Origin of the sequence: Arthrobacter sp. AOP36-C1-22 (assembly GCF_052377515.1) — a bacterium.
In the GTDB taxonomy this organism is placed as follows: domain Bacteria; phylum Actinomycetota; class Actinomycetes; order Actinomycetales; family Micrococcaceae; genus Arthrobacter_H.
The window spans coordinates 1-23,332 of sequence record NZ_JBQSWW010000014.1; the positions used below are offsets into that span (position 1 = coordinate 1).

General features: G+C 65.9%; 17 protein-coding genes and 1 pseudogene. 9 read left to right on the plus strand and 9 right to left on the minus strand.

The genetic code is table 11. The features are described 5' to 3' along the window. The 8 genes and pseudogenes from ACT3S6_RS09280 to ACT3S6_RS09315 all read right to left on the minus strand — a co-directional run. The coding region (locus tag ACT3S6_RS09280; RefSeq protein ID WP_444554707.1) for a metal-sensitive transcriptional regulator at positions 1–243 on the minus strand (243 nt) is incomplete at its 3' end. 49 nt (positions 244–292) lie between these two features. Next, positions 293–2,437, minus strand: a complete 2,145-nt coding sequence (locus tag ACT3S6_RS09285) for a heavy metal translocating P-type ATPase (protein ID WP_444554708.1) — start codon at positions 2,435–2,437, stop codon at positions 293–295. Between the two features lie 82 nt (positions 2,438–2,519). Beyond that, positions 2,520–2,609, minus strand: a pseudogene (locus tag ACT3S6_RS09290) (DUF1541 domain-containing protein); the annotation flags it as partial. A gap of 211 nt (positions 2,610–2,820) precedes the next feature. Continuing rightward, on the minus strand, positions 2,821–3,090 hold the full coding sequence (locus tag ACT3S6_RS09295) for a YHS domain-containing protein (RefSeq protein ID WP_101569946.1): 270 nt from the start codon (positions 3,088–3,090) through the stop codon (positions 2,821–2,823). A 34-nt stretch (positions 3,091–3,124) separates the two neighbouring features. Further along, a complete protein-coding gene (locus ACT3S6_RS09300; RefSeq protein ID WP_101569947.1) occupies positions 3,125–5,449 on the minus strand; it encodes a heavy metal translocating P-type ATPase in 2,325 nt (774 codons plus the stop codon). Continuing rightward, entirely contained in the window at positions 5,439–6,449 is a 1,011-nt protein-coding gene (locus ACT3S6_RS09305) for a heavy metal-binding domain-containing protein (protein ID WP_101569948.1), read from the minus strand. Before ACT3S6_RS09305 ends, ACT3S6_RS09300 begins: the two co-directional genes overlap by 11 nt. Position 6,450: 1 nt before the next feature. Next, entirely contained in the window at positions 6,451–6,663 is a 213-nt protein-coding gene (locus ACT3S6_RS09310) for a heavy-metal-associated domain-containing protein (protein WP_101570198.1), read from the minus strand. A 61-nt stretch (positions 6,664–6,724) separates the two neighbouring features. Then, positions 6,725–8,134: an MFS transporter gene (locus tag ACT3S6_RS09315; RefSeq protein WP_101569949.1), complete on the minus strand. Its 1,410-nt coding sequence runs from the start codon at positions 8,132–8,134 to the stop codon at positions 6,725–6,727. An 85-nt stretch (positions 8,135–8,219) separates the two neighbouring features. Between ACT3S6_RS09315 and ACT3S6_RS09320 the strand changes: the two genes are divergently transcribed. The 5 genes from ACT3S6_RS09320 (at position 8,220) to ACT3S6_RS09340 (ending at position 13,307) form a co-directional block, all read left to right on the plus strand. Continuing rightward, positions 8,220–8,855, plus strand: a complete 636-nt coding sequence (locus ACT3S6_RS09320) for a TetR/AcrR family transcriptional regulator (RefSeq protein ID WP_101569950.1) — start codon at positions 8,220–8,222, stop codon at positions 8,853–8,855. Further along, positions 8,852–10,030 (plus strand): FAD-dependent oxidoreductase, encoded by a 1,179-nt coding sequence (locus tag ACT3S6_RS09325; protein ID WP_101569951.1) that lies wholly within the window; start codon positions 8,852–8,854, stop codon positions 10,028–10,030. Before ACT3S6_RS09320 ends, ACT3S6_RS09325 begins: the two co-directional genes overlap by 4 nt. 104 nt (positions 10,031–10,134) lie before the next feature. After that, the gene (locus ACT3S6_RS09330) at positions 10,135–10,671 is read left to right on the plus strand and encodes a CueP family metal-binding protein (protein ID WP_444554709.1); all 537 of its coding nucleotides are present in this window, start codon (positions 10,135–10,137) and stop codon (positions 10,669–10,671) included. Between the two features lie 824 nt (positions 10,672–11,495). Next, a complete protein-coding gene (locus ACT3S6_RS09335; protein WP_444554710.1) occupies positions 11,496–12,080 on the plus strand; it encodes a TetR/AcrR family transcriptional regulator in 585 nt (194 codons plus the stop codon). A gap of 12 nt (positions 12,081–12,092) precedes the next feature. Then, the gene (locus ACT3S6_RS09340; RefSeq protein ID WP_444554711.1) at positions 12,093–13,307 is read left to right on the plus strand and encodes an MFS transporter; all 1,215 of its coding nucleotides are present in this window, start codon (positions 12,093–12,095) and stop codon (positions 13,305–13,307) included. Between the two features lie 375 nt (positions 13,308–13,682). On the opposite strand, the gene ACT3S6_RS09345 is transcribed toward ACT3S6_RS09340, so the two are convergent. After that, positions 13,683–15,461 (minus strand): ABC-F family ATP-binding cassette domain-containing protein, encoded by a 1,779-nt coding sequence (locus ACT3S6_RS09345; RefSeq protein WP_444554712.1) that lies wholly within the window; start codon positions 15,459–15,461, stop codon positions 13,683–13,685. Positions 15,462–15,724: 263 nt separating this feature from the next. On the opposite strand from ACT3S6_RS09345, the gene mobF reads away from it, so the two are divergent. The 4 genes from mobF to ACT3S6_RS09365 are packed head-to-tail and all read left to right on the plus strand — an operon-like array spanning position 15,725 to position 23,187. Further along, on the plus strand, positions 15,725–19,273 hold the full coding sequence (mobF, locus tag ACT3S6_RS09350) for a MobF family relaxase (RefSeq protein ID WP_444554759.1): 3,549 nt from the start codon (positions 15,725–15,727) through the stop codon (positions 19,271–19,273). A gap of 44 nt (positions 19,274–19,317) precedes the next feature. Continuing rightward, entirely contained in the window at positions 19,318–20,433 is a 1,116-nt protein-coding gene (locus tag ACT3S6_RS09355) for a CBASS cGAMP-activated phospholipase (protein WP_444554713.1), read from the plus strand. Further along, a complete protein-coding gene (locus ACT3S6_RS09360; RefSeq protein ID WP_444554714.1) occupies positions 20,420–21,433 on the plus strand; it encodes an SMODS domain-containing nucleotidyltransferase in 1,014 nt (337 codons plus the stop codon). Before ACT3S6_RS09355 ends, ACT3S6_RS09360 begins: the two co-directional genes overlap by 14 nt. Continuing rightward, positions 21,430–23,187: a ThiF family adenylyltransferase gene (locus ACT3S6_RS09365; RefSeq protein ID WP_444554715.1), complete on the plus strand. Its 1,758-nt coding sequence runs from the start codon at positions 21,430–21,432 to the stop codon at positions 23,185–23,187. Before ACT3S6_RS09360 ends, ACT3S6_RS09365 begins: the two co-directional genes overlap by 4 nt. Positions 23,188–23,332: the final 145 nt, after the last annotated feature.

Consider the following 23,332-nt stretch of genomic DNA (forward strand, 5'->3'; position numbering starts at 1 on the left):
GTGGATGGCTCCGGCGACACAGTGTTTGAGGTGGTCGTCGAGCAGACCAAGGGCGACGTTCTCCAGGGCGGAGGTGATGGCACTGATCTGGGTGAGGATGTCGATGCAGTACGTGTCTTGGTCGACCATCCGGTGGATGCCGCGGGCCTGGCCCTCGATACGCTTGATGCGCGCCAGATAGCGGGTCTTGTCACTGATATAGCCATGGCTGGTTTCGGTCACTGATGTGGTGACGGTGTCCATGACGTCTCCTCCTGATTCGAGTGGTGTCGGCTCCGGCAGCGGCGGCCGTTCATGTGGATGGGCCAGCGTCGAGAAGTCTTGTCGTGCTGGCCGCGGGCTTGAGGTCGAGGCGACGGAGCAGCTGCGCGTTGAGGGCCACGACGACGGTGGAGACGGACATGAGGATCGCGCCGACGCTCATGGGCAGCACGAATCCGATGGGGGCGAGGACGCCTGCGGCCAGAGGCACGGAGATGAGGTTGTAGCCGGCGGCCCACCAGAGGTTCTGCTTCATCTTCCGATAGGTTGCGCGGGAGAGGTCGATGACGGACAGCACCGAACGTGGGTCCGAGGAGGCCAGGATGACGCCTGCCGAACCGATGGCGACATCGGTTCCTGCGCCGATCGCGATGCCGACGTCGGCTCGGGCGAGGGCAGGGGCGTCGTTGACGCCGTCGCCGACCATCGCGACCTTGCGACCCTCTTCTTGGAGGTCGGCAACCTTGGCGGCCTTGTCTTCGGGGCGGACTCCGGCGAAGACCCGGTCGATGCCCAGGTCCTTGGCCACGGTGTCTGCTACGGCCTGGGCGTCGCCGGTGATCATGACCACTTGCGCACCGACAGTGTGCAGGGCGTTGACGGCTTCGCGGGATTCGGGCCTGATCTCGTCGGCAAGGCGTAGTGCGCCGATGATCTGACCGTCGGCGAGTACGTGGAGAATGATCGCGCCTTCCTCCCGCCAGGTGTCGGCGACGGGGACCTCGTCCTGCTGGTGCTGGTCAAGCAGGTAGGGGCCGCCGACGGTGATGACGGTGTTCTGCACGGTGGCTTTCACGCCGACTGCTGGGGAGGAGGAGAAGTCCGCCGCGGCGGGTACGTCCAGTTTGCGGGTGTGGGCGGCGCCCACGATGGCTCGAGCGAGTGGATGTTCGCTGTCGGTCTCAGCAGCCGCGGCTAAGGCAAGCACCTCGTCCTGGCTGCGGTTCCCGACGGGTTCGACCGCGGTGACGGTGGGCTCGCCCTTGGTCAAGGTGCCGGTCTTGTCGAACAGCACCGTGTCGACGGTGCGCATGGATTCCAAGGCGAGGCGGTCCTTGACCAGGACGCCGCCGCGGGCGGCGCGTTCGGTTGCGATGGACACGACCAGCGGGATCGCCAGACCCAGGGCGTGAGGGCAGGCGATCACGAGCACGGTGATGGTGCGGACCACGGCATCGTCGGGCAGCCCGACCAATGACCAGACGGCCGCGGTGATCACCGCAGCGCTGAGTGCGTACCAGAACAGCCACGCCGCTGCCGTGTCCGCGATCCGCTGGGCACGGGAGGTAGAGGCCTGGGCATCGGTGACGAGTTTCTGGATGCCGGCCAAGGCGGTGTCGTCGCCGGTGGCGGTGACCTCGACCCGCAGGCCGGAATCGGTGGCGATGGTGCCGGCGACCACCCGTTCACCGGTCTCTCGCCGGACGGTCTTGGACTCACCGGTGACCATCGACTCGTCCATGCTGGCACTACCGTCGACGATCTTTCCGTCGGCGGGTACCGAGGACCCCGGCCGAACAATAACCAGATCGCCGACGGTCAGGTCGGCGGGTGCCACCTTCACCACGGCGTCGCCGTCGAGCTTCTCGGCCTCGTCCGGTAGCAGCGCAGCCAGCGAATCCAGCGCCGAGGTTGTCTGGGCCAGGGAACGCATCTCGATCCAGTGGCCCAGCAGCATGATGACGACCAGCAGGGCCAACTCCCACCAGAAGTTCAGCTCGTGGCTGATCAGGTACAGGCTCGCGCCCCACGAGGAGGCGAAGGCGACCGTGATCGCCAGGGCAATCAGCAGCATCATTCCGGGTTTGCGGGAGCGGATCTCGCTCAGCCCGCCGGTGAGGAACGGCCAGCCGCCCCAGAAGTACATGACCGTGCCCAGGGCCGGGGAGACCCAGCGAACCCACTCGGCCTCGGGCAGAGAGTAGCCGATGAGGTGGGCAAACATATCGTTGAAACCCACCACGGGGACAGCAACAACGAGCATGATCCAGAACAGCCGGCGGAACTGTCCCACATGGTCACCGTGACCGGCATGGCCGCCGTGCCCGTGATCGTGACCGCCGTGGCTCGTGGGGGCGTCGTGATCCGCGTGCTCGTGATGGTTGGCGAGAGTGACGCCCCCGCCTCGTCCCGAGCGGTCCTCAGAATGGCTGTGGTTCGTATGTTCGTCGTTCATATCCGATCCGTTCTTCTTGTTCCCGTCCGGGAGCACCTAGCCGTTGCCCCTAAGAAGCAGGCTGTATCTCGCTTTCGATGACCTACTTGTGGTTCGTCATCGTCATGCCGTCCGCCTCGTAGTTGACGACGTAAACGGTCTTCTCCGTTGAGTAGGCGATGGTGGCCACGGCGGCTGTCGTCATTTCGTCAGGCCCGGTTTGTAGGGGCCTTGGGTTCTCCAACGGGCAAACTCATCGTCCGAACGATCGCTGTGCTCGGTGGCCACAGGGTGAGCACGACTTGTCGTCACGTTCCACTTGCGCCCGGTAGTTGCAGCTTTGAGGAGAAGGACTCCGCGCTTCCCGATGAGTTTGAGAAGCGCGGAGTCTGCCCTGCCCATCGTTACGTGGCTGTGGCGTAGCGATCGGGGTCGGCGTCGAACAGTGGGCCGCACGAGGCGCAGCACAGCCAGTACCGCTGGCCGTTGTGCTCGCGGTAGAGACCGGCGGCCTCAGCGTCGGTCTTGACGACCGGGGTGCCGGCCATCACCGGGCATTCGGCCATCTCGATGTCGGGGGTCTGAGCAACGGCGTCGGCGCTCGGCGCGTGGCCGCAGCAGCCGCCTCCACTGGACGAGTTGTCGGTTAGGTTCAGGTTTTCGTGTGCAGTCATCGGGTTTCCCTTCTTGTTGTGTGATGACGGTTGGTCAGGCGTTCACCGGCTCACGGGCCGGCGTCGAGCCGGCAGGTGCCGGCGCGCTGTCGTCGTCCGCGCGGGCCTTGAAGGTCCGCAATCGGAGGCTGTTGGAGACCACGAACACCGACGACAGTGCCATGGCCGCTCCCGCGAGCATCGGGTTGAGCAGCCCGAAGGCGGCCAGCGGGATCGCGGCGGTGTTGTAGGCGAAGGCCCAGAACAGGTTCGTCTTGATCGTGCGCAGCGTCCGCCGTGCCAGCCGGATCGCGTCGGCGGCGGCACGCAGGTCGCCGCGGACGAGGGTGATGTCGGCGGCCTCGATCGCAACGTCGGTGCCGGTGCCCATCGCCAGGCCAAGGTCGGCCTGGGCGAGGGCGGGCGCGTCGTTGACGCCGTCGCCGACCATCGCTACGACCTTGCCCTCGTCCTGGAGGCGGGCGACGACGTCGACCTTGTCCTTGGGCAGGACCTCGGCGATGACCTTCTCGATGCCAACCGCGGCGGCGACCTGCTCGGCCACGGCCTGATTGTCCCCGGTGAGCAGCACCGGCGTTAGGCCCAGCTCCTTGAATTGGGCGATGGCCTGGGCGCTGGTGGGCTTGACTTGATCGGAGACCACCAGCACGCCGCGCGCGACACCGTCCCAGCCGACCGCGATCGCGGTCTTGCCCTCAGCTTCGGCCGCCTGCTTCGCCGAACGCAGATCCTCGTCAAGGTGCTGGGACCACTCGGCCAGCAGCGTCTCCCGTCCGGCGAGCACGGCGTGGCCGTCGATGACGCCCTGCACGCCCTTGCCTTCGATGTTCTCGAAGGACTCCGGCGTGGGCAGGTCGCCGACCTCACTGGTCGCGCCGGCGGCGATGGCCTGGGCGATCGGGTGTTCCGAGGCATCTTCCAGCCCGCCGGCCAGGCGCAGCAGCTTGTCCCGATCCACCCCGTTGGCGGTGATGACGTCGGTGAGGGTCATCTTGCCGGTGGTGACGGTGCCGGTCTTGTCCAGCACGATCGTGTCGACCTTGCGGGTCGATTCCAGGGTCTCGGGCCCCTTGATGAGCACGCCCATCTGCGCGCCGCGACCGGTCCCGACCAGCAGGGCGGTCGGGGTTGCCAATCCCAGGGCGCACGGGCAGGCAATGATTAGCACCGCCACTGCCGCGGTGAACCCGGCTGACAGCGGGAACCCGGCTCCGATCCACGCACCGAGGGTGGCCACGGCGACGGCGATGGCGATCGGCACGAATACCCCGGAGACCCGGTCGGCTAGCCGCTGGATTTCGGCCTTGCCTGACTGGGCGTCCTCGACCATTTTCGCCATCTGCGCCAGTTGGGTATCTGAGCCCACCCGGGACGCCTTCACGACCAGGCGGCCACCGGCATTGACGGTCGCACCCGTGACAGTGTCACCCTCGGAGACCTCGACCGGCATGGACTCGCCGGTGAGCATCGAGGCGTCGACCGCGGAGTTTCCAGAGGTGATGGTCCCGTCGGTTGCGATCTTTTCACCGGGCCGGACGACGAACTCGTCGCCGACCACGAGGTCGTCGATGGAGACTCGCTGTTCGGTGCCGTCGCGTAGGAGGGAGACTTCCTTCGCCCCCAGTTCCAGCAGGGCGCGCAGGGCGGCCCCGGCGCTGCGCTTGGAGCGCTTCTCGAAGTAGCGGCCCATCAGGATGAACGTGATCACCCCGGCGGCGACTTCGAGGTAGATGTTCCCGAGCCCGTCGGAGCGCGAGATGGTCAGCTCGAAGGGGTGGACGACGCCGGGCTGGCCAGCGGTGCCGAAGAACAGGGCGACGATCGACCAGATCATCGCCGCGGTCGTGCCCACCGAAATGAGCGTGTCCATTGTGGCTGCACCATGCTTGAGGTTCATCCACGTTGCGCGGTGGAACGGCCACCCGGCCCAAACCACCACGGGGGCGGCGAGGACGAGGGAGGCAAAGCCCCAGTAGTCGAACTGCAAGGCCGGGGTCATCGCCATCGCGATCACTGGCACCGCCAGGACCGCAGAGCCGATGAGACGCTGACGCAGAGATCGCAATTCGGCGTCCTCGGACGACTCGCCCTCCTCGTCTGAACTGTTACCGGAGCCCTTGGCACGCGCCGGAAGGGCAGCGGTGTAGCCGGTCTTTTCGACCTCCGCGATCAGAGCCTGCGGGTCCAGGTCGTCGGGGCCCGTGACATTGGCCTTCTCGGTCGCGTAATTCACGCTCGCGGTGACACCGTCGAGCTTGTTGAGTTTCTTCTCGATCCGGTTCGCACACGAGGCGCAGGTCATGCCACCGATCTGCAACTCGATGCCGGCGACCCCAGTACTGGTGTTGTCAGTGGTCATGGCCTTCTCCTTCCTGATGCTCGCCACCCGTGCCCGGCTCCTGACCGGAACCCCCACCATCGGAGTGCCCGTCGCCGCGCAGGCCCGAGCCGGTGGTCGTATCGATCACCAGAGGGGCGGTGTGGACCTCGCCGTCAACCTGGAAATCCAGGTAGAGCAGGTAGCGCCCCTCGGTGGGCGCGGTGGCCTCGAACACGATCTTCGGACCAGACATCTCGCCGGCCTGCGGCTCGTCCCCGTGGGGGTGGACGTGCAGGTAGGCCAGGTCTCCGCCACGCAGGGCGACGAGGTGGCCGAACGCGCCCAGATAGGGTTCCAGCTCAGTGACTGGTTCTCCGGCACGGGTGATGGTCATGGTCAGCGGCGAGGCCTCGCCTGCGGTGAGATCGCCCTCCACGCTGACGTCGAAGCCGTCGACGGTGGTCTCGGTACTCGGCCCGGTGGCCGGTGTGGGCTCGTAGTCGCCGCCCACGTGGACCGAGGTCGACAAGGTGAGTCCTTCCCCGGCCTCTGCGGGAACGAAGTCCGCGAAGACTCGATAGGTCCCGGCCGCGTCCCACTGCCAGGGGATCGTCCAGGTGCCGCCGTCGTTCATCTCTGGGTGGACGTGGCGGAAGTGCTGACCGTCGGCGCGAACGGTTATCAGGTGCAGTTCTTTTTCGTGCTCCAGCTGGAAGTCGGTAACCGGGTTCCCGTCCGGGCCGGTGATCGTCAGGGACAGCTTTTTCTCGGTACCGGTGTCGGTGGGGGCGGTCACTGCGGTGAGCCGGTAACCCTCCTGCGCGATGCCCAGGCCAAGGGCGGCTGTGTCGTCTGTGTGGCCCTCGTGCCCGGCGGTGTTCATGTTGTCTCCTTCGCTCTGATTGGTGTTCAGTTCGGTGCCTTCTGACCAGCTCTGCACGGTCTCCTCGGGGATGACCGCGTTCGCCGCGAATCCAGCCACGGCGAACACGGCCACGAGGACCAACCCGTACAGGCCCAGCCGTGCAGGTGCTTTCATGTCAGCTCCTGACGGCGGCGTATCCGGCCTCGTCGACCGCGGCGAGCACCGCGGTTTCGTCGACCGGTTTGTCGGTGGTGACGGCCAGCCGGCCGGTGGCTGCGCTGACGTCGATATCGGTAACGCCGGGGATCTCGGAGATTTCGGTGCGGATTGCGGTCTCGCAGTGTCCGCAGCTCATTCCGGTCACCTGGTACTCGGTCGTGGTGGTCATGATCACTAACTCCTTCATTCGTGTACGACTTCTGTCAACATATACCCCTATGGGGTATCCATCAAGGGGTGGGTTCCGGTGCTGCCACCCGAGGGCGTCCGGGGATGGCGATGCTGGCGATGATGGTCGCGGCGACCGCACCGATCGCTACAGCGAGGAACGCCTGTTTGAATCCGGCATCGCCACCAACGGTCAGGCTGACCACGGCGATGCTGGAGACGGTCGCAACACCGACGGAAGCACCGATCTCGTGGAACGTGCTCAGCAGACCCGAGGCAATACCCGCCTCCTCCGGCGCGACGTTTCCAAGCGCGGTGACCGAGGCGACGACGAACAGCATCCCGATGCCTAGCGAGCCGAAGCTGATCCCGATGGTCGTGGTCAGTGTGGTGGACCATAGTGCGGGAACAAGCAGGCCGATCGCTCCGACGGTCATGCCGATCGCCCCGAGCTTGCGGGCGCCGAGCCTGCCAACGAGCTTTCCTGCCGTCTGCGCACCGGCCATCGTCGCCAGTGCGACGGGCAGGAACAGTAGGCCGGTTGCCAGCGGGCCGAAGCCGGCGTACTGCTGGAAGTAGAAGGTGCCGAGGAAGAACACCGCGACCATGAGCGCAGTGGCGATCCCGAGCACGAACACGCCAGAGAACACCGGCCGCCTGCCGAGCAGCGATAGGTTCATCAGCGGCGAGCGCGCGGTCTTCTGCCACCAGCCGAACAGCAAGTAGAGCGCGACCGCGACCCCTGCGAAGATGAGCGTGCGCGGCGCCGTCCAACCAATCTCGCCAGCGACAGTCAGCGCGTAGATCGCCAGGCCGGTGGCACCGGTGACGAGGATGGCCCCCAGGACGTCCAACCGTTCGCGGGCACCGGGCTGCGGCGGCAGCGGCGGCAGCACCCGCAGCAGGCCGATGAGGACGATCGCGCCGACGGGAACGTTGATGAAGAACACCCACGGCCAACCGGGTCCGGCGCTGATAAGTCCACCCAGCAGCACTCCGACGGCGGCTCCACCGCCGCCGAGCGCGGACCAGATGCCCAGGGCGCGGTTGCGCTCGTCACCTTCGAACAGGCGCACGACGACGGACAGCGCTCCCGGGGAGAGCATGGCCGCTCCAGCGCCCTGGGCTACGCGCCCAGCGAGCAGCACGGTTCCGGTGTCGGCGAAGCCGGCGGCCAGAGAACCGGCGACGAAGGTCAGTAGGCCGGTGTAGACGATGGGTTTGGCGCCGAACAGGTCGGCACTGCGCCCGCCGAGCAGCATCAGGCCGCCGAAAGCGACCGTGTAGGCGGTGACAACCCACGTCAACGCCTCGCGGGAGAGCGCCAGGTCCGCCTCCATCTGCGGCAGGGCGATCGCCACGACAGTCACGTCGAGGATCAGCATGAACTGGGCCGTGCCCAGCAAGGCGAGCGCCAGCCAGCGTTTCGGGTAGGCCGACGTCGCGCTGTCGGGTTGTGTGCGGTTGGTCATCTCCGACTCCTAACTCAATCAATGGGGTACGAGTTGCAACAGCTACACTATCTCATACATTCCCATACGACTTACGAGGTGGACGATGCCGACGAAGAAGGCTCAGGCGACACGGGGTACCCGACGCGCCCCGACGACAGCGAACCGCGCGGCCAACCAGCGCGCCGACGCCCAGCGCAACCGGGCCAAAATCTTGGCGGCCACGGTGACGGCGATCCGCAAGAATCCCGATGCCTCGGTCGCCGACATTGCGGCGGAGGCCGGCGTGGGGCGGATGACCCTGTATGGCCACTTCCAGACCCGTGCCGAGCTCATCGAAGAAGCGTTGGTGGACAGCCTCGAACACGGCGAGGTCGTGCTGGAGGAGGTGTCTCTCGACGGCGAGGCCGCCCAGGCATTCCAGCGACTGGTTGCTTCCAGCTGGGTGCTCGTCGATCAATCCGGTGCCTTGTTGACGGCTGCGCAGAAGGAGCTTCCCGCAGCCCGCATCCGCGAGCTGCATGAGAAGGCCGAGGCGCGCATGCGCAGCCTACTGCTCCGGGGCCAGCGCGAGGGCGCGTTCCGCGTAGACCTGCCCGTGACCTGGCTGCTGACCACTACCCACGTGGTGATGAACGGCGCAGCCGAGGAAGTCCGAGCAGGACGCCTCGACCCCGATGACGCGCCATGGTTCATCGACGCGATCCTGCTGCCATCCTTCACCGCGAACGGAGCGCGATGAGCACCCGCACCGTTGGCATCATCGGCGCAGGCGCGGCAGGAACCTCCGCCGTGAAGACCTTGCACACCTCGGAGGCTGATGTCGAGATCGATCTCCTCGCCCGAAGCGGCGAACGCCCCTACAACCGGACACTGGTTAACAAGGGCGTAGCGCTCGGACTGCTCGAACCCGACCAGGCCGCGCTATCTGTCACGGATACCCGGACGAGTACCGACACTGTCCGCAGCGTCAACCCGCAGACACGAGAAGTGCATCTCGCCTCTGGTAAAACTAGGGCCTATGACGCGTTGGTCATCGCGACCGGCAGCCGACCGCGCACCCTCGACGAGACAATCATCGGTCGGGACCAAGCCGTGAGCGCCGGCCAGCTGACGACCTTGCACTCAATCGCCGACGCTGTCCGTGTGCGCAACCTGCTCGCGGGAACGCACCCGACGCGGGTACTGATACTTGGAGGCGGGTTGGTGGCTTCGGAGACCGCGTCCCTTCTCATCGAAGCCGGTCACGATGTCGCCTTGATCGCCCGCTCGCTCGTGCCCGGCGCCACCGCCATCGGCGAGCACGTCGCAAGACGCCTGCTCGATCTGAGCCAGCCCCAGCACGCGACCTACTTGGGGCGCCAGCCACGTGCAATCCGCACCCACGCCGATCGGATCACCATCATCCTCGACGACGGCACCCATGTTGAAGGTGACTTGGCGATCGTCGCCCACGGCACCCTGGCCGCCGCGCCAGCTCCCTGGACCGGGCCCGAGGGGATCCCCGTCGACGGCCACCTGCGTGCACTGCACGCCCCACGCCAGCGCATCTACGCCGCTGGCGGAGTCGCGGTGCACCACTATCCCGGTCATAGCTCCTACCGGATTGACCATTGGGAGGACTCCAGCGCCCAAGGGAACCACGCAGCGAGGACCTTGCTGCATGACCTCGCCCTAGCCGACGAACCCTGCCGCTACCTGCCAGCCTCACGATTCTCCGCACGTATCCACGGACATACCTTTACCGGCGCCGGCCACCCCGCGTTGGGTAGCACCACCCGGGTCGTCTCCACCGACCCATTGCTAATCGTCCATCACCTTGGCGACATCCCGGTCGCGTTGACCGGGATCGACTCCACCCGCCTCGTCCAAGACTGGATACCGCACCTGCACCAGCAGGCGATACTCCGCTACTGATCCATAAGCTTGGATCACGACCACTCCGGACACGCTAAGAAGGAACGATCATCCGAACCACAGCCAGAACCCTCAGCACCCTCACCGCCGCGCTCTGCGCGATCGTGCTCGTAACCGCCTGCGCCCCGGCCAGCACCGGCCCCGTTGCGGGCGAGACCGGCAACGCGTGGCTCAGCGACTATGACCTCGATGGGCTCGATGCCCGCGAGGTCATCGAACACCTCGACACCATGCCGGTCACGGAGCGCCCGGACGGCCTCATCGCCTCGGTCCAGCCCGACGTGCTCTTGCTCTCTGACGAGGCCGGCAACGAGTCTTCGCTTGATCTGCCCGAGGACGAGTTCTACGTATCCATCGCCCCGTACTCCGCCCAGACACATGACTGTTTCTCCCACAGCCTCACCACCTGCCTCGGTGAACTCAACAACGAGGACATCGACGTCACGGTCACCGACGCGACCACCGACGCGGTGATCCTCGATGAGACCATCCGCACCCACGACAACGGATTCGCAGGCATCTGGCTGCCCCGCGATATCGATGCCACAGTCACCGTCGAACACGGCGATCAGACCGCGAGTACCACCATCTCGACCGCCAAGGACGATCCCACCTGTATCACCACGCTCCAGCTCACCTAGAACGCTTCCCGGCTTCTGTTTTCGCCCGAATTCGGCGCATCCGGCCAGTGGCGGACAAGCATGCGGAGGACGGGGGAATGAGCTCGGAGGACCAGACCGTCTCGCCGCCGAAGTAGTGCCCGGCGGCGAGGTTGATTGCTTCATATCCGCTGAACAATAAACCGATCATCAGTCCGCGGGCGTGCGTGGCAGTGTGAGGCATGAGAGTTCCGGCAGGTCGGTGAACCCGATCCCGAACCCTCCGTGGACTCCTTCGCCGGGTAGATCACCTACCAGGGCACCACCCACACACTGCATCCCCCTCGTCGTCGCCAGTCCGCCTCTCACTAGCCCGACGACAGCACCATCCACGATCCAGGGCTGCCCAGCCGACTCTCCACCACGCTCGATTCTTACTACCCGCCAGAGCTGCCACGCGTCTTGCACGTCGAGAGCGTCAACAAAAGTTGACGGCGCTCCGCGCGGTCGTCGTCCGCTCACCTGACTGCCGAAGGGCGGTGGCGTGGTGACGGTTTCGATGCGGGTGATGTCGGCTGGGGATGGCTACAAATACCTTCTGCGCACGGTCGCCGCCGCGGACGGCGACCGGAGCCTCAGCTCGCCTCTGACGAGGTACTACGTGGAGTCGGGGACCCCGTGAGGGAGCAAAAGTAGTCGCGTCTTTGCCTCTGTAATTACGGGGTTCAGTCTACTTCGCAGGGAAGCAACGGTAGCTGCGACTGAACCGCCACGGAGACGAGCTGGACGTGGCGCGCAAGCCCCCTGACCTCTGGGCGTGAAGGAAGTCGGCTTGACGGTGGTTACATACGGGCTAGCCTGTATGTATGAAGCGTACTGCGAAGGACACAGCGAAGACCCGTGTGGCGCTGCTGGGGGCTGCCTTGGAGTCCTTCGAGGAGAAGGGCTGGCGCGGTGCGACCTTTGAGCGCATCGCCGAGCGTGCCGGTGTCTCGCGAGGGGCGCTCCACCATCACTTCCAGAGCAAGACTGTGTTGCTGACCGAGGCCCTGGAGTGGGGTTGGTTGGACTACGGCAGCCGGATCTTCGATGCTGCACCTGCGCGGTCTGATGCCGAGGGCCGGTTGCGCGCCTTGCTGAGCGAGTTCGTGACGCTGCTGCAAGTTGATAAGCGGTTCCGAGCCCTGGCGTACACCACAGTCCTGGTCGCTCCGCAAGCCCTCGATGACAGTCGTCCCAAGCACGAAGCACTGGATGCATGGCGCGATCAGATCGCCGCGTCCCTGGGCGAACACCCCGACTTGCCGGTGTCGGCTGCGACGGCCGCCGGTCTGGTGCTGATCCTGCTTCAGGGGTTCACCGTTACCGCGGTGACCCGTCCCGATGACCTTCCGCACCTCCAACACCTCGACGCCGCTGTGACGGCGCTGGTGAAGGGGTTGCTCTCATAGAAAGACCTCCACATGACGAACCGTGATGGTGCCTTGCCTACGCGAGGCACCACCCCAAGGAATGCGCTGATCGTCGGATCGGCGGCGGTGTTCACCGACATGCTCGTTCACGGCCTGGCGGTCCCGGTTCTGCCGCTGCTGCCCGCAGTTGTCAGCGCGGGACCGGCAGCCACGGGGGTGCTGTTCTCCTCCTACGCGCTGGCGATGATCATCGCTACTCTCTTTGCCGGTCGCATCGTCGACCGGCACGGACCCAAGACGCCGCTGCTCATCGGGCTCGTTGGACTGGCCGCAGCGACGCTGTTGTTCGCCACGGGAGGCCCGTACTGGCTGTTGCTGGTTGCCCGCCTTGCCCAGGGCATCGCCGGCGGCATGTCCTGGGTCGCTGCCCTTTCGTTGATCGCCGCAACCACCAGCTTCGACAAGCGCGGACAGGCGATGGGGATCGCCCTGTCTTCCCTTACTCTGGGCGTGCTGCTCGGCCCCCCACTCGCGGGCTTTCTGGTCGAGCACTTTGGCACCGCATCGCCCTTTTTGCTCGCTACCGCCATCGCCATGATCGATGGGGTGCTGCGTATCGTGCTGGTCAAGGGCTCTCCGCGGGTTACCGACGACCCTTCAGGGCCTCTTGCCGTGCTCCGCGTGCCAGGGTCGTTCTCCATCGTGATCGCCGTTGCGATCGGCGCGGCCGTGCTCTCAGGAGTCGAGCCCGTGCTGCCTGTGCACCTGGGAGCCAGCGCGCTGACGATCGGATTGCTCTTCGGGCTTGCAGCCTTGGCGGCAATGATCGCCAACCCGGTCGTGGGCCGGTACGTCACCACGGCACCACTCAGACTTTTGATCGGGGCCGGCGTCCTCGCGGTCGCTGCTGCGCTCATCGTGATCGGGTTCGCAACCGAGCTGTGGCACACCAGCATCGGCATGGTCCTGCTAGGCGTCTCCTCAGCGCTCCTGCTTGCACCGGCGACCACAATGATCGGCGAACAGGGCTTCCGAGCCACGCCGCCGACCCTTGGCGGTTCCTACGCCTTGTACAACCTCGCCTACGCCGCCGGCCTCGCCGGCGGACCTCTGCTGACTGGATTCGGCGTCCAGCAAGCCGGATTCACCACCGCCATGATCGTCGCTGCCATCGTCCTGGCAGTGCTCGGATTAGCGGCACTGATCCGCCTGCCTGCACGAGTATCCACTGAGAACAGTCCTGATCGAGCGGGGATAGAACACTGAGGACCGTCAGCCATGTGCCGACCCACTGATGGTCAAAGACGGCCCGACCACAACCGTCTCAACGAGCCCGATTCTCGGTTCTGATCGTTCGGGCACAGACGCTTTTCAGCTCGAATGTCCGGTATGGCCGTGACCCAAGGGGATACGTCGCCATAAGGGGGCTCCGCGATGGCCTGGCCGGGCGGGCTACGGCAGGTGCCCCGACCGAATCCCGTTAGCAGGACACAACAGTGGATCCGCGCGATCCTATAGGAGATGGGTGACAGGCAGAGGCGGTAGCTGATCGCGGTTTGTCGCCGGTGGTGGTACGAGTTGTTTGCGGCCGTGCCTGGCTCCACCTGTCACGTCCAGGTGACTTTATGTCTGATAGCGAGGTCAAGTGCCGGTCAGGTCGAAGCTCTGCCCGGTCCATGTGCGGCGCAACCACCGGTCGTGGGAGGCGATGACGACGCTTCCTGGGTAGTTGGAGAGGGCTGCTTCGAGTTGGGCTACGAGCAGAAGCGAAAGGTGGTTGGTCGGTTCGTCCAGCAGCAGCACGTCGGGTGAGTCGGCGAGGAGCACAGCGAGGGCCAGTCGACGTTGCTGTCCGACGCTGAGAACGCGCACGGGCCGGTGCTCATCTCGGCCCGCGATCAGCCCGAATGTTCCCAGAGGCACCTGCTCGGCCCGTTTCCTCCCGACAAGGTCTTCGTAGGCCTCGCGTGTGGTCCGTTCCGATCCGCGGTGGTGCGGATCGGGCAAGTCAACTTCCTGGGCGAGCAGACCGACACGCAGCCCTCGTGGCCGGTTGATGGTCCCCGCCGTTGGGGCGAGGTCACCGGCGAGCAGGTGCAGCAGCGTCGACTTGCCCGACCCGTTGGGCCCGGTGATCAGCCACTTCTCATCCGCGCTCACGGTCAGTGAGGTCGCCTTGAGGCGCCCAGCGACCGCAACGTCGGTGGCCGCCAGCACCGGGCCGGGCCAGGCACCCTGGGCTGTTGCCGTGCTCTGCGCGGCGTTGAGCCCGCGGAACTGTAGCTCCGGGGGCGGTTTGCGGATTTGGCGCTCCTGAAGGTCGGCCAATCGGGTCTGGGCGTCGTTGACCCGTCGGGACACCACTTTGTCGTTGCGGTCGGCGTAGTACTTCTCCGCCATGCGTACCTCCGAGCGAGGCTTCCAATCGCGGTGCCCGACGCTCTGATTCTCACCAACGGCGGCACGGAGACGCTTGAGTTCTCCCTGCTCTTCGCGGTACTGGCGTTCCCACCGCTCCCGAGCGTCCAGTCGGGCATGCAGATAGTCGGTGTAGGTGCCCGTGAAACGAGTGATGCCGATGCCCGCTTCCTCACCGTCCCCGACGAGCGGCCCAGCCACCGCGTGCAGTCTCGGAGCCGGGTCCAGGTCCACGAGGGAGGTCACCGCCTCGTCGAGGAACGCTCGGTCGTGGCTGGCGATCAGCACTGGTCCGGCCCATGAGACGAGCACGCCGCGTAGGTGTTCCGTGGCGGCATCGTCGAGGTGGTTGGTCGGCTCGTCCAGCAGCAGCACCTCCGGGGCGGACAGCAGCAGCCACCCCAGGGCCAGGCGCGAGCGCTGCCCACCCGAGAGGCGCCCGGTCTCGCGTTCGCGCGGCAGATCGCCCAATCCCAGTCCCGTCATCATCGCGTCGATGCGCGCATCGACGTCCCATGCCCCGACCCGTTCGGCGGTCTCCAGAGCGTCGGCGTAGTTGCGTGCCGCGGCCTGGTCATCGGGTGTATTGGCGAGAGCGTGGGCCCTTGCGTCAACCGCGTCGGCGGCCGCGCGAAGTGGAGCGACCGCGGATGCCAGCGCTTCGGCAATCGACATGCTCGCCAGGAATGGTGGTTCCTGGTGCAGTAGCCCGATGCGCGGCGCATGCCCGCCGGGCGCGATGGCACTCACGATGCCACCGTCGGGGCGTGTCAGGCCGGCGATGACGCGCAACAACGTGGTCTTGCCGGACCCGTTCTCACCAATCAAGCCTGTCCGATCCCCGGCGGGGACGGTGAACGACACGTCCGTGAGCACACGCCGGTCTGTGAACGAGATCGAGATACCGTCCACACGCAGATGAGCGGCGGCGCGCGAAAGCGAAGAAGAAGTTGTGATGGCCACAGGTGTCCTCAGAGTCGATCGAACTCCCGCCTGGCACACGCCACGGACGCAGGAGAAGGGCGAGGATCACCAAGTCATGCCACCACTGTAGCCGAACCGGTCCCAACCAAAGCGCGCCCTCAGGTATGCCGGCCTGACCGTCATGGCCAGTGTTGCTAACCCGCACCGCATTGGCCTTGAACGGACAATGAACCTTCATCAGCAACCTCGGCATGCTTTCGAAGAACGACTTCGCCGAGATGGGTACAAGGTCGGGCCGCTGAACGCCCCTCACGGACACCGGAGGTGCGCACCTCGTGAGCATGACGGTGTCGATGCGGGTAATGAGCGCCGGAGACGGCTACAAGTACCTGCTGCGCACAGTCGCCGCCGCTGACGGCGACCGGAGCCTCAGCACGCCGCTGACGAGGTACTACGCGGAGGCGGGAACGCCACCAGGTCAATGGCTGGGCTCCGGTGTCGCCTCGCTCGGGAAGGGTCAGCTCGCGGTGAGTGATCGGGTCTCGGAGGCCCAGCTTCAGCTCTTGATGGGGATGGGTCGTGACCCGATCAGCGGAGATCCGCTCGGTCTGGCGTTCCCGGCCTACAAGTCCCCGGCGGAACGGGTCGAGGCCCGCATCGCGGACCTGGACCCGGCGTTGAGTCCCGGCGCGAAGGGCGAGGCCGTCGGGCAGATCGAGGCTGAGGAAGCCTCGCGGGGGACACGGCGGGCGGTGGCGGGGTTCGACTTCACGTTCTCGGTCCCGAAGTCCGCTTCGGCGTTGTGGGCGGTCGCGGACGCTGGCACCCAAGCTCTCATCGGGGACGCGCATCATCGAGCGGTTGCGGAGGTGGTTGCGTTCATGGAGCGTGAGGTTGCAGCCACCCGCACCGGTGCAACGGCAGGCGGCGGAGCGGTTGCACAGGTCGATGTCTCCGGGGTCGTGGCTACGGCGTTCGATCACTTCGACTCCCGCGCCGGAGACCCCCACCTTCACACCCACGTCGTCATCAGCAACAAGGTCCAGACAGTGCTTGACGGCAAGTGGCGGAGCTTGGACGGTCGGCCGATGCACGCCGCCGTGGTCGCCCTGTCGGAGCTGCACCAGGCGGTGTTCGCCGACCACATGACCCGCACCTTCGGCGTCGAGTGGGAGGCCCGCGACATGGGCCGCGATCGGAACCCGGCCTGGGCGATCAGCAGCGTGCCGGAACAGCTCGTTCAGGAGTTCTCCACCCGTGCCCGGCACATCGACGCCGAGAAGAACCGGCTTATCGCCGAGTACGTCGCCAAGCACGGCCGCCAGCCGTCCACGGCCACGGTCATCAAGCTCCGAGCCCAAGCCACTCTCAGTACCCGACCGGAGAAGGAGGTGCGGTCGTTGGCCGACCTCACCAGCGAGTGGCGCACCCGCGCGACCGATGTGCTGGGTCAGGACGCCACCTCCTGGGCACGCAACGTCACGGACAACGACAAGCCGATGCTGCTGCGAGCCGACGACGTGCCGTTGGACGCGATCGCCGAACTTGGCCAGGCCGTCGTCGGTGTGGTGGGTGAGAAGCGGTCGACGTGGCGGCGGTGGAACCTGGTGGCCGAGGCGTCGCGGCAGACGATGGGCTTGCGGTTCGCCACCATGCAGGATCGTGAGGCGATCGTCGGCATGATCACCGACGCCGCCGAACAGGCATCTCTGCGGCTGACACCGCCCGACCTCGCCACCAGCCCGGTCGCGTTCCGGCGTATCGACGGCACGAGCGTGTTCCGGCCGAAGCACTCGACCGTGTTCTCCTCCGAGCAGTTGCTCGCAGCGGAGGACCGGCTGCTCGTCCGCTCCCGCAGCATGACTGCGCCGACCGCCCGGCTGGGAACGGTGGAGAAGATCACCGCCCGGCCGGATAGGGAGGGGCGGATGCTCGGCGAGGACCAAGCCGACGCTCTGTTGAAGATCGCCGTCTCCGGTCGGATGCTCGATGTGCTTGTCGGCCCGGCCGGTGCCGGGAAGACCACTGCGATGTCGGCGTTGCGCAAAGCGTGGGAGAAGGAGCACGGCACCGGCTCAGTGGTCGGGCTCGCACCGTCAGCGGTGGCCGCGCAGGTCCTCGCTGATGACCTGGGGATCGCGACGGAGAACACGGCGAAATGGTGGCAGAACCACCTCACCCGTGGCACCACCTTCGAGGCCGGTCAGCTCGTTATCATCGACGAGGCATCGTTGGCCGGCACCCTGTCGCTGGACCGCATCACCCACCTGGCTGAGCGGGCCGGGGCGAAGGCGCTCCTGGTGGGCGACTTCGCCCAGCTCCAGTCCGTGGACGCAGGCGGCGCGTTCTCGCTCTTGGTCGGTGATCGTGACGATGCGCCAGAGCTGGTCGACGTCCACCGGTTTGAGAACGAGTGGGAGAAGACTGCCTCACTCGCACTCCGCCACGGTCGAACCGAGGTGATCGACACCTACCTCGACCACGACCGCATTCATGAGGGTGATGCCGAGGCGATGACCGATGCCGCCTACGCCGCATGGCGCGCGCACCACGAGCAAGGGTTGGTGTCGGTGTTGATCGCCGAGACCCGCGACGACGTGACTGCGTTGAACGTCCGTGCCCGCGCGGACCTGATCCTCGACGGCACCCTGAAACCCGGCCGGGAAGTCGAGCTGAACGACGGCACCACCGCCGGAGTGGGGGACACGATCATCACCCGCCGTAACGACCGCCGTCTCCGCAACGGCAAGGATTGGGTGCGCAACGGCGCCACCTGGACCATCATCGGTGTCCGCGACGACGGCTCCCTGACGACCCGCAAGACCGGACGACGGTTCGGCGGCTCGATCGTGCTCCCGGCGTCGTACGTGACCGAGCACGTCGACCTCGGATACGCGGTCACCGCGCACAGGGCGCAGGGTGTCACTGTCGGTACCGCGCACGTCTTGGTCGAACCGACCACGACGCGGGAAAACTTCTACGTCGCGATGACCCGCGGCAAGCAGTCCAACCGGGCGTACGTGATCCTTGACCGCTCCGATGACCACACATACCCGCACCCCGGCGACAACACTGACGCCACCGCCAGAAGCGTGCTGTACGGGGTGCTCCAGCACGTCGGTGCCGAGCTGTCTGCGCACGAGACCATCACCGCCGAACACGAGCAATGGGGATCAATCGCGCAGCTCGCCGCTGAGTACGAGACCATCGCGGCGGCAGCACAACACGACCGCTGGGAGACTTTGATCCGATCGTCGGGTCTCACCGAGGACCAGGTCGACGCCGTAGTCCAGTCGGAGGCTTTCGGGGCGCTCACCACCGAACTACGCCGGGCCGAGGCCAACTATCACGACATCGACCGACTGGTCCCACGCTTGGTCGCCGCACGCGGGTTCGATGACGCCGACGACATCGCCTCCGTCCTGCACCACCGGGTCGCGCGTGCGACCGCACGACCCGCTGGGTCTGGTCGCACGAGGAAGACGCCGCGGTTGATCGCTGGTCTCGTGCCCGCCGCAGACGGGTCGATGAGCACCGATATGCGACAGGCGTTGACCGAGCGGAGGGAGCTGATCGAGCAGCGCGCCGACGTCGTCCTGGACATCGCCTTGGACGCGAAAGCTCCGTGGACGAAGCCACTCGGCATGCCACCCCGCAATCCACGGAAGACAGCGCCGTGGCGGCGGCACGCCCGCACCGTCGCTGCCTATCGGGACCGCTATGGCATCAGCGACGACACAACCCTCGGCCCGGCACCAGAGACCACGGCGCAGAAGATCGACGCCGCCCGCGCACGAACCGCACTCGAACGTGCAAGTGATATTGCTCGTCAGCGCACGAGAGACGCAGAAAGTCGGCCGCTCGAACAGCCCCTCAATCGGAGCTTGTGATCCGAGCCCACGGGAGTGTCGGTGCGGCGACGTAGAATAGTTACATGGATGTAGTTCCCGCAAGTTCGACGGACTCCGGAGCCGAGATGCCAATCGGGCCGGTTGACGTGCCGGGACGGCAGGACGACCCATGGACGACGAACGGGCCAACCGAGCTGCCGACCGATCGCTTCCAGGTTCTCGCTCTCGACGGCGGAGGAGCCAAGGCGCTGTTCACCGCCCACGTGCTTGCGCGACTGGAACAAGACCTCGGTGTCAGCGTCAGGGACTCGTTCGATCTGATCGCCGGTACGTCGGCGGGCGGGATCGTCGCTCTCGGGCTGGGTGCCGGTCTCACCCCGAGCGAGATCGTCGGGCACTACGAGGAACTGGTCATGACGGTCTTCCCGGCCGCGCGGCGGAGCCTTTTGCGGCGGCCGCGCCAACTGGCTGCACCCATCTACGACGGCGATGCATTGCGGACTGCCCTGACGAAGGTGCTCGGAGAGCGGCTGCTCGGCGATAGCACCAAGCGACTGGTCATCCCGGCATGGGATGTGCAACGAGGTGCCGTGCACATCTTCAAGACGCCACATCACACGCGCCTTGCCCGTGACTGGCGCATCCCGATGGTGGACATCGCGATGGCTACTTCGGCCGCGCCCCTCTACTTTCCGGCTGCACGCGTTGACGGACACCGCCTCATCGACGGCGGGGTGTGGGCGAACAACCCTTCCGTCGTCGCGATCGCTGAGGCCGTGAGCATGCTCCACGTACCGCTCAGTTCGATCAGGGTGCTCAACGTGGGCACCATCGATCAGCTCACGAACCACCCCAAGCGCCGCGACCGCGGCGGACTGCTCCAATGGGTGAAGCCGATCACGCCCCTGATCCTTAGCGCCGGTAGCCGCGGCGGGCAGGGCATCGCGGAACATCTGATCGGCAAGTCTGCCTACACCAGGTTCGACGCCTTGGTTCCCGGCGGACTATACGCACTCGACTCAGCGGACCCGAACGACATGGCCGGGCTCGCCGCGTCCGTGAGTCGCGAACTCAGCCCCGTTTATACCGAGCGGTTTGCAGCTCATCGCGCAGCCGAATACACACCGTTGACCGGAGACCGACATCGCGGCCACCGGAACAGCACGTCCCACACGGAGGTCTCCGATGAAGCTCACTGACTACTTCAACGTCCTGCTCAAGGACACCGTCAACCTCAGCCAAGGAAAGCTAGATCTGCTCGACTCTCGCGTCGAGGCGGTCTATAAGGCACTGAAGGCCGATGAGCAGATCGGTTCTCTCATCCTCGGCAAGACGCCCCAGGGCTCCTGGGCACACAGAACCATCATCAACCCGGTCGGCAGCAACGAGTTCGACGCGGACTTCATGCTCGACATGAGCGAGAACCCGGACTGGACGGACAGCCCTAAGACCTACATCGAGGAGGTCTATGCGGCCCTGCACCGCCACAGCAAGTACGGCGACATGCCGCACTCACGCAAGTGCCGCTGCGTCCGACTCGTCTACGCGAACTCCATGCACATCGACATCGTGCCGCACCTGAACCTCGCCGATGGACGCGAAGTCATCGTGAACCGCGACGACAACGACTGGGAGCTGACCGACCCCCAGGGCTTCACCGACTGGATGAAGAAGAAGGACACGCTCGCGAAGGGCAACCTCCGCAAGGTCATCCGACTGATGAAATACCTCCGCGACCACAAGAACTCCTTCATCGGCACGCGGTCAATCCTCCTGACGACACTGCTCGGTGAACAGGTCACCGAACTGCGCACGCTGCTGGACCCCGGCTACTACAGCGACGTCCCCACGACGCTCCTACATATCGTCAAAGACCTCGACACCTGGCTTCAAGCGAACCCAACCACGCCTCCTGTCGCCGACCCGTCCGGGTCAGGTGTCTACTTCGGGCATCGATGGGGTCCTGATCCCGAAAAAGCCCAGGCGACTTACAGCTACTTCCGCGACCGCATCCATGTGCACGCCGCCGAAATTGAGGAAGCGTACGAGGAGGAGGACAAGGAGCGCAGCGTCGAACTGTGGCAGGGCATCTTCGGGAACGGATTCAAGGCGCCAGCCACCACATCGAGCAGCGCGAAGTTCCCGGCAGCAGCCCCAGCCGCCGCCTCCATCGTGGGGCGGTCTGGCCGCGCGGGATGAGCCGCCGCAACAGGGCCAGCCTGTCGGCCTGGCAGAAGCATCTCCTTGGCGAGCTGAGGTCGCTCGTGCGGGAGCGCCCCGACGACGTGCGGGTTATCCAACAGGCCCAGCTCGACGCTAACGGCGACGCCACACTCCGCCTCCGGCTCCACACCGCGGACATCCCGCGGAGCCCAGCGGGGTTGGAACTCGGAGATGACGAGGAGTTCATAGTCCGGATTTGCCCATCGCTGTTCCTGCCCCCGAGCGTTGAGGTTGACCACACCCGCTTTCTCGGCTTCCCGCATGTCCTTCAAGGACAGCGACTCTGCATCTACCTCGACCCCTCGCGCGAGTGGCACCCGTCCGAAGGGGTTGCCGGATTCCTCACCCGGCTCTGGGACTGGCTCACCGATGCCGCCGGCGGAGCGTTCGACCCCTCGACCGCGATGTACCACGCGGTCGGAGGAGTACTGCACCACGCTAACGGTACGACCACGATCGTCGTCCGCGAGGCCGGGCCATCGAAACAGCATCAGGTCGCTCGGCTGATCGCCCGTTCGCCGTACCGCTATGACCTCACCTACTCAACGGACCGCGATGGACACCGCACGCCCGTCTTCGCACTCGCGAGCGACCTTCCGTTTGGCGCCGCGTCCACCCTCGCGCTGTTCCTGACGCTCCTCGATGATCCGTATCTTGACCGCGCGGAAGGACGGTCGCCGCGGGTGTCACCTCAGTCGCCAGCGTTTCTCACGTCGATCCTTGCCAGCGCTCTCCGGAACGCTGACGACACCGAGCAGTACTTCGTCCTGGCCGTACCCCACCCGGCAGGCGGTCCACACCATCTGCTCGGTGGACGCCTGCCAGGGGCAACAGCCAACGTGCTTCGGCGCCTCGCCAAGACGCGCGGCACCGCGGTCAACCTAGACCCCGCGATGGTCAACGCCGATATCCCCATCGAATGGTGCAACATGTCCGACGAACGGCAAGAAGTCACGACCCGACGCGACGACAACCGTCCCGTCAACGGTTTTCAGGGAAAGACAGTTCATGTTTGGGGATGCGGAGGCCTTGGGTCATGGATCGCCGAGTTCATCGCACGGGCCGGGGCCACCACCATTACTCTCTGCGACCCCGGAACCATCACCGGCGGACTTCTCGTGCGACAGAATTACACCGAAGCCGACGTCGGTCAGACGAAGGCGCAGGCTCTTGCCACGCGGCTCGGAGCGATCCGTGACGATCTGACGGTCACCGTCGCCGAAGGAAACGTGCCCGACAACCCAGCATCCTTTCTTTCCGCGGACCTAATCCTCGACGCCACCGTCAGCCACAGCATCACCGCATACCTCGATTCGCTCGTGGGCACAGAACGCAAGGCGCTGATTGCCCAGGTCGCCACCGACGCAAGCTCAGGGACGCTCGGCATCGCCAATATCTGCGCGCCCGCCGCTACGCTCACGCCTTCTGAGATCGACGATCAGGCAGGACGTTCGGTGCTGGCCGATGGCGGGCTTGAGCTGTACCACTCGTTCTGGCAGGAGGCAGCCGATGGTGATGAACTCGTCCCGACGCGAGGATGCTCGGTACCCACATTCCACGGCTCCGCCGCAGACCTCGCAGCGGTCGCTGCGACCCTCGTTAACCTGGTCGGTGCTCACCTCCAGCAGTCACAAGCAGTCGTTTCGGGAACTCACCTCATCGCCCTGCCACACGCCGCAACCGGCCCGCGGCATCACTTCGTTCCGGCCGCGTCCGACAACCTCCAATGACGGGTCATCGCGCGGTTCCCCTCGTCGGGGATCAGGCGTAAAGTTGAGGGCGAAGCGGATTTCTCCTCTGTAACGCGCCGCTCGCGGCAGACCTCCGGGTCACTCTCCAACGCACCGCTTCACCTGACATACCTGTGCGATGGAG